Genomic DNA, 4,947 nt, shown 5'->3' with positions numbered 1-4,947 from the left:
GTGCGCCGCTGGGACCGCCCCCGCGGCGCGCGGCGCTGGGAGGTGCTGAGCGAGGGCCCGGAGCCGGAGGTCGACGCCGCCCTCGCCCGCCAGCGCCGCACCGACCCCGATCTCTGGATCGTCGAGGTGGAGGACCGCGCCGGGCGGCACCTGCTCGACGAACCGGGGCTCTCGGACTGAGCCGCCACCCTTGCCGCGCCGCGCCGGGCGCGGGATACTGACCCCATGATCGAATGGCGCGACAGCGCGCTCCTTCTCTCCGCCCGCCCCCACGGCGAGGCGAACGCCATCGTCGAGGTCTTCACCGAGACGCAGGGCCGGCACGCGGGCGTCGTGCGCGGCGGCGCCTCCCGGCGCATGGCCCCCGTCCTGCAGCCCGGCGCGCAGCTCGACGTGACCTGGCGCGCGCGGCTCTCCGAGCACATCGGCGCCTTCACCGTCGAGCCACAGCGCGCCCGCGCGGCGCAGGCCATGGGCGACCGGCGCACGCTCGCGGGGCTGCGCGCGGTGACCGCGCTCCTCGCCTTCTGCCTGCCCGAGCGCGCGCCGCACCCCGAGCTCTACCGTCGTTCGGTGGCGCTGATGGACCTTTTGCCCGAACGCGCGCTCTGGCCCCTCGGCTACCTGCGCTGGGAACTCGCGCTGCTGGCCGAGATGGGCTTCGGCCTCGATCTCACGGCCTGCGCGGCGACCGGCGCGACCGGGGATCTCGCCTATGTCTCGCCGCGCACGGGCTGCGCCGTCTCGCGCGCGGGCGCGGGCGCCTGGGCCGACCGGCTCCTGCCCCTGCCCCCCTGCCTGATGGGTGAAGGCGCCGCGCCCGACACCGAGATCGCCACCGCGCTCGGCACGACGGGGCATTTCCTGCACCACCACCTCGCTCCGCACCTTGGCGACCGCCCCGTGCCGGAGGCACGGCGCCGCTTCGTCGAGCTTCTCGCGCGGCAGGCGGCATGAGCCGGCGCGCGGGCGAAGAGGCGCTCGGCGTCGACCCGGCGGCGCAGGCCTTCGCCGGTGTGACGGCGATCGGGCGACTGCGCTCGGAGTGGCGCGCGGGCGACTGCCCGCGCAACCTGCGGCAAGCGCGCGACCGTGGCGGCGGCGGCGCCCGTCTCGAGATCGACGCGCCCTACCGCCCCGGCCTGCGCGGCCTCGCGGAGGGGCAGTGGATCTGGCTCCTGGCGTGGTACGGTGACAAGCGGCGCGACCTGATCGTGCAGGCCCCCGCGCATGCCGCCGGCCCGCGCGGCACCTTCGCGCTCCGCTCGCCCGTGCGCCCCAACCCCGTGGCGCTGCAACTCGTGCGGATCACGGCGCTCGAAGCAGACCGAGGCCACGTCGCGATCGACGCCACCGACGCCTTCGACGGCACGCCGCTCCTCGACATCAAGCCATGGCTCGACACCGTGGACACAGTGCCCGACCGCTGACGCGCGCCCGGGCCGCCATCCTGGCGGACATACTCCCACCGGGGTTTGGCCGCGCGCATCAGGCAGTCCCGGAGGACACTTGATTGCTTCAGGAAATCTGTAGCACTCGATCGTTCACGCTCTCAGGGGCGCCCGGTTTCGCACCGGTCGTCACGCACGAGGACGTCGATTGAAGGAAGACGAGACCCGGACGCGCCCCGAGAACGCAGGCACTTGTCCGGACATTCTGACTTTGCCGGCTCGCGCGCCGTGCGCGACCACGACCGGAACCGCCGCCTCCTGCCCAACCGGTCCCACGATGTGCGACCTCGCATCCGGCCCGTCTCCATGCCTGAGGCGGCGCACCGGCCAATCCGGCGCCCCTCGAACTGAACATTCCACGGGGAGACCACGGAACCGATCGGCCCACCCCGCGCTCATCAGGGTTCATCCTCCCGTGCGGCGCGCTCGGCCTTCTTGCGGACGAGCACGGTGCGCAGGTCGTGCATCGCCAGCAGCAGGCGGTCCGTCACCTCCTCGAGCTGGGCATCGGTGGCGCGGCTCTGCGCCCATTGCGCGGTGAGGTTGATCTGATCGACCGCGCGGTGGATGTCATCCATCTCGCGCGCGGCGAGCCGCGCGCGCCGCTCCTCCATCCAGTCGCGGATGGCAGCCTCGTCCGCCCCGTCGAGCGTCCGGTCGCCCTGCGGCCTGACCTCACCGTTGCGGATGTTGACGACGGCGATCGGGTCCATTTCCAGGCGACTGTGCCGGTTCGCCCCGTCGAGCCGGAAGACGAGCGCGCCGTTCTCTCGGACGCGGAAGTAATACTCCGGCAGATCGCTCATCCCCGCATCCCCGCCACGAAGGCGGCGACCCGGGCGCAGGCCGCCTCCAGCACCGCGTCCGAGGTCGCGTAGCTTACCCGGAAATGCGGCGAAAGGCCGAAGGCCGCGCCGAAGACCGCCGCGACCCCCTGCTCCTCCAGAAGCGCGTCGGTGAAATCCTGATCGGTCTCGATCCGCCGGCCGCCGGCGGTGGTGCGCCCCATGAGCCCCTCGATCGAGGGATAGACGTAGAAGGCGCCCTCCGGCACCGGGCACATCACACCGGGAATCGCGTTCAGCCGCGCCACCACCAGGTCGCGGCGGCGGCGGTAGGTCGCGCAGGCCTCGGAGAGGAACTCCTGCGGCCCCTCGAGCGCGGCGACGGCCGCCCACTGGCTGAGCGCCGCCGGGCAGGTGGTGCTCTGCGACTGGAGCTTGCCCATCGCCGCGATCAGCTCCGCCGGCCCGCCCGCGTAGCCGATGCGCCAGCCGGTCATCGCATAGGCCTTGGACACGCCGTTGAGCGTCAGCGTGCGGTCGCGCAGGCCGGGCGCAACCTCGGCTGGCGTGGCGAAGGTGAACCCGTCGTAGGCGATGTGTTCGTAGATGTCGTCCGAGAGAACGAGCACCCCGGGGTGCCGCAAGAGCACCTCTGCCAGCGCGGCGAGCTCGGCGCGCGCGTAGCCCGCGCCCGTCGGGTTGCCGGGCGAGTTCAGCAGCACCCAGCGCGTGCGCGGCGTGATCGCCGCCTCGAGCGCATCCGGCGCGAGCTTGAAGCCTGCGGCCATCTCCGTCTCCACGATCACCGGCTCGGCCCCGGCGAGGCGCACGATGTCGGGGTAGCTCACCCAGTAGGGCGCCGGGATCACCACCTCGTCGCCGGGGTTCAGCGTCGCCATGAGCGCGTTGAAGATCACCTGCTTGCCGCCGGCGCCGACGGTGATCTCCTCCGGGGTGTAGTCGAGCCCGTTCTCGCGGCGGAACTTCGCCGCCACCGCTGCCTTCAGCTCCGGGATGCCGTCGGGGGCGGTATATTTCGTTTTCCCCCCTTCGAGTGCCGCAATCGCCGCGTCCTTGACGTGGCGCGGCGTGTCAAAGTCGGGTTCGCCGGCGCTGAGCGAGATCACGTCGCGGCCCTCGGCGATCAGTTCGCGCGCGCGCTGGCTCGCGGCGACGGTCGGCGAGGGGCGCACGCGGGCGAGGGACTCGGAAACAGGGATCATGCGGCACCGGTTTGAAGGCGGGTGGACCATGTCTTAGGCTGTCGGCGGACGCAGGATCAAGCGGCCCCGGCCGCGGAAGGGAGAGACGGATGAACGAGGATCTTCAGGAGGCCGTCAACTGGTACGGCCCAGAGGTCGCCACCTTCGGCGACCGGGTCGCCGCCGCGCGCGAGCGTGCGGCCATGACCCAGGCACAGCTCGCGCGGCGGCTGGGCGTCAAGCTCTCGACGCTGCGCGGCTGGGAGGACGACCTGAGCGAGCCGCGCGCCAACCGGCTCTCGATGATGGCCGGCATTCTGAACGTCTCGATCATGTGGCTTCTGACCGGCGAGGGCGACGGCCTCGACGGGCCCGAGGACGTCGCCGAGGTGCCGGCGGAGGTCGGCCGTATCCTCGCCTCCATGCGCGAGCTGCGGACCGAGCTCAAGTCCGCCTCCGACCGCCTCGCGCGGCTGGAAAAGCAGCTCCGCGTGCAACTCAGGGAGAGCGGCCAGTGAGTGACCCGATCACCGGCGAGGACCGCGACACCCGGCTGCGCCGCCTGACCATGCGCTCGATGCGGCGCGGCACCAAGGAGATGGACGTCATCCTGATGCGCTATTTCGAGGCCGAGGGCGCGGCGCTCGACGAGGCCGCGCTCGACCGCTACGAGGCGCTTCTGGAAGAGGGCGACACCGACCTTTACGCCTGGATCTCCGGCCAGACCCCGCCGCCCGAGCGCCACGCACAGGCCGTCGCGGCGATCCAGGAGGGGCTTCCGGCGCCGGAATAGTGCGGATTTTACGCGACCACGCCACGGTTTAACGGCTTGTTCGGCATTCTTCGTCAGGGTCTTCGCGTCACCGAGGCGGAGGCGACGAAGATGAACATGAACACGCCCCTCCCGGCCGGGGTCGATCGCGGGATCATGGCCGGCTACCTGGACGCGCTCTCGCTCGTGGAGCGGCTGCATCGGCTTTTGCTCGACGTCATCAAGGACGAGTTCGAGCGCCTCGGCGTGCTCGAGGTGAACGCGGTGCAGGCGCTCCTGCTGTTCAACATCGGCGACAACGAGGTGACGGCGGGCGAGTTGAAGAGCCGCGGCTATTACCAGGGCTCGAACGTCAGCTACAACCTGAAGAAGCTGGTCGAGGGCGGCTTCATGCACCACAAGCGCTGCGAGATCGACCGCCGCGCGGTGCGCGTGCGCCTGACCCCCCGGGGACAGGAGATTCGGCGCACGGTCGCCGCCCTGTTCGCGCGCCATGCCGAGGGGCTGATCTCGGCGCAGGTGCTCGATCCGGACGGCCTCGACGAGATCGCGCGGACCCTGCGCCGGCTCGAGCGTTACTGGAGCGATCAGATCCGGTACATCTATTGAGGCGCAGGCTGGCGGGAGGGGGCCGTCTACGCCCGTCGCCCCGCTTGCAGGACAGGTTTGCACAGACGTGATGGGGCGGCAGGGACAGGACCGAACCGGAACATGCGCCCGGTGCGGCGCCCCACGCC

General features: G+C 71.7%; 8 protein-coding genes. 6 read left to right on the top strand and 2 right to left on the bottom strand.

Features of this window, described 5'->3' with window-relative positions; genetic code table 11:
- The 3 genes from ACESL7_RS13055 to ACESL7_RS13045 all read left to right on the top strand — a co-directional run.
- Nucleotides 1-180 (top strand): DUF1491 family protein (locus ACESL7_RS13055; protein ID WP_372893744.1); only part of this gene is annotated, 180 nt, incomplete at its 5' end.
- Between the two features lie 48 nt (nucleotides 181-228).
- Nucleotides 229-957: a DNA repair protein RecO gene (recO, locus tag ACESL7_RS13050; RefSeq protein WP_372893747.1), complete on the top strand. Its 729-nt coding sequence runs from the start codon at nucleotides 229-231 to the stop codon at nucleotides 955-957.
- The gene (locus tag ACESL7_RS13045; protein WP_372893743.1) at nucleotides 954-1,430 is read left to right on the top strand and encodes a TrmO family methyltransferase domain-containing protein; all 477 of its coding nucleotides are present in this window, start codon (nucleotides 954-956) and stop codon (nucleotides 1,428-1,430) included. Before recO ends, ACESL7_RS13045 begins: the two co-directional genes overlap by 4 nt.
- Before the next feature lie 419 nt (nucleotides 1,431-1,849).
- Here ACESL7_RS13045 and ACESL7_RS13040 read toward each other — a convergent pair whose 3' ends face one another.
- Nucleotides 1,850-2,257 carry a hypothetical protein gene (locus ACESL7_RS13040; protein ID WP_372893742.1) on the bottom strand — a complete coding sequence of 136 codons (408 nt, stop codon included), beginning with the start codon at nucleotides 2,255-2,257 and terminating at the stop codon, nucleotides 1,850-1,852.
- Nucleotides 2,254-3,459, bottom strand: a complete 1,206-nt coding sequence (locus ACESL7_RS13035; protein ID WP_372893741.1) for a pyridoxal phosphate-dependent aminotransferase — start codon at nucleotides 3,457-3,459, stop codon at nucleotides 2,254-2,256. The genes ACESL7_RS13040 and ACESL7_RS13035 overlap by 4 nt, the downstream gene beginning before the upstream one ends.
- A gap of 89 nt (nucleotides 3,460-3,548) precedes the next feature.
- On the opposite strand from ACESL7_RS13035, the gene ACESL7_RS13030 reads away from it, so the two are divergent.
- The 3 genes from ACESL7_RS13030 (at nucleotide 3,549) to ACESL7_RS13020 (ending at nucleotide 4,819) form a co-directional block, all read left to right on the top strand.
- A complete protein-coding gene (locus tag ACESL7_RS13030; protein ID WP_372893740.1) occupies nucleotides 3,549-3,956 on the top strand; it encodes a helix-turn-helix domain-containing protein in 408 nt (135 codons plus the stop codon).
- Between the two features lie 50 nt (nucleotides 3,957-4,006).
- Entirely contained in the window at nucleotides 4,007-4,231 is a 225-nt protein-coding gene (locus ACESL7_RS13025; RefSeq protein ID WP_372893746.1) for an FAD assembly factor SdhE, read from the top strand.
- Between the two features lie 90 nt (nucleotides 4,232-4,321).
- On the top strand, nucleotides 4,322-4,819 hold the full coding sequence (locus ACESL7_RS13020; RefSeq protein ID WP_372893745.1) for a MarR family winged helix-turn-helix transcriptional regulator: 498 nt from the start codon (nucleotides 4,322-4,324) through the stop codon (nucleotides 4,817-4,819).
- Nucleotides 4,820-4,947 lie beyond the last annotated feature (128 nt).

The sequence above is a fragment of the Rhodosalinus sp. genome, assembly GCF_041685465.1.
Taxonomy (GTDB): Bacteria; Pseudomonadota; Alphaproteobacteria; order Rhodobacterales; family Rhodobacteraceae; genus Rhodosalinus.
The sequence above is the reverse complement of the archived record's forward strand: the minus strand, read 5'-3'. Positions and strand labels throughout refer to the sequence as shown.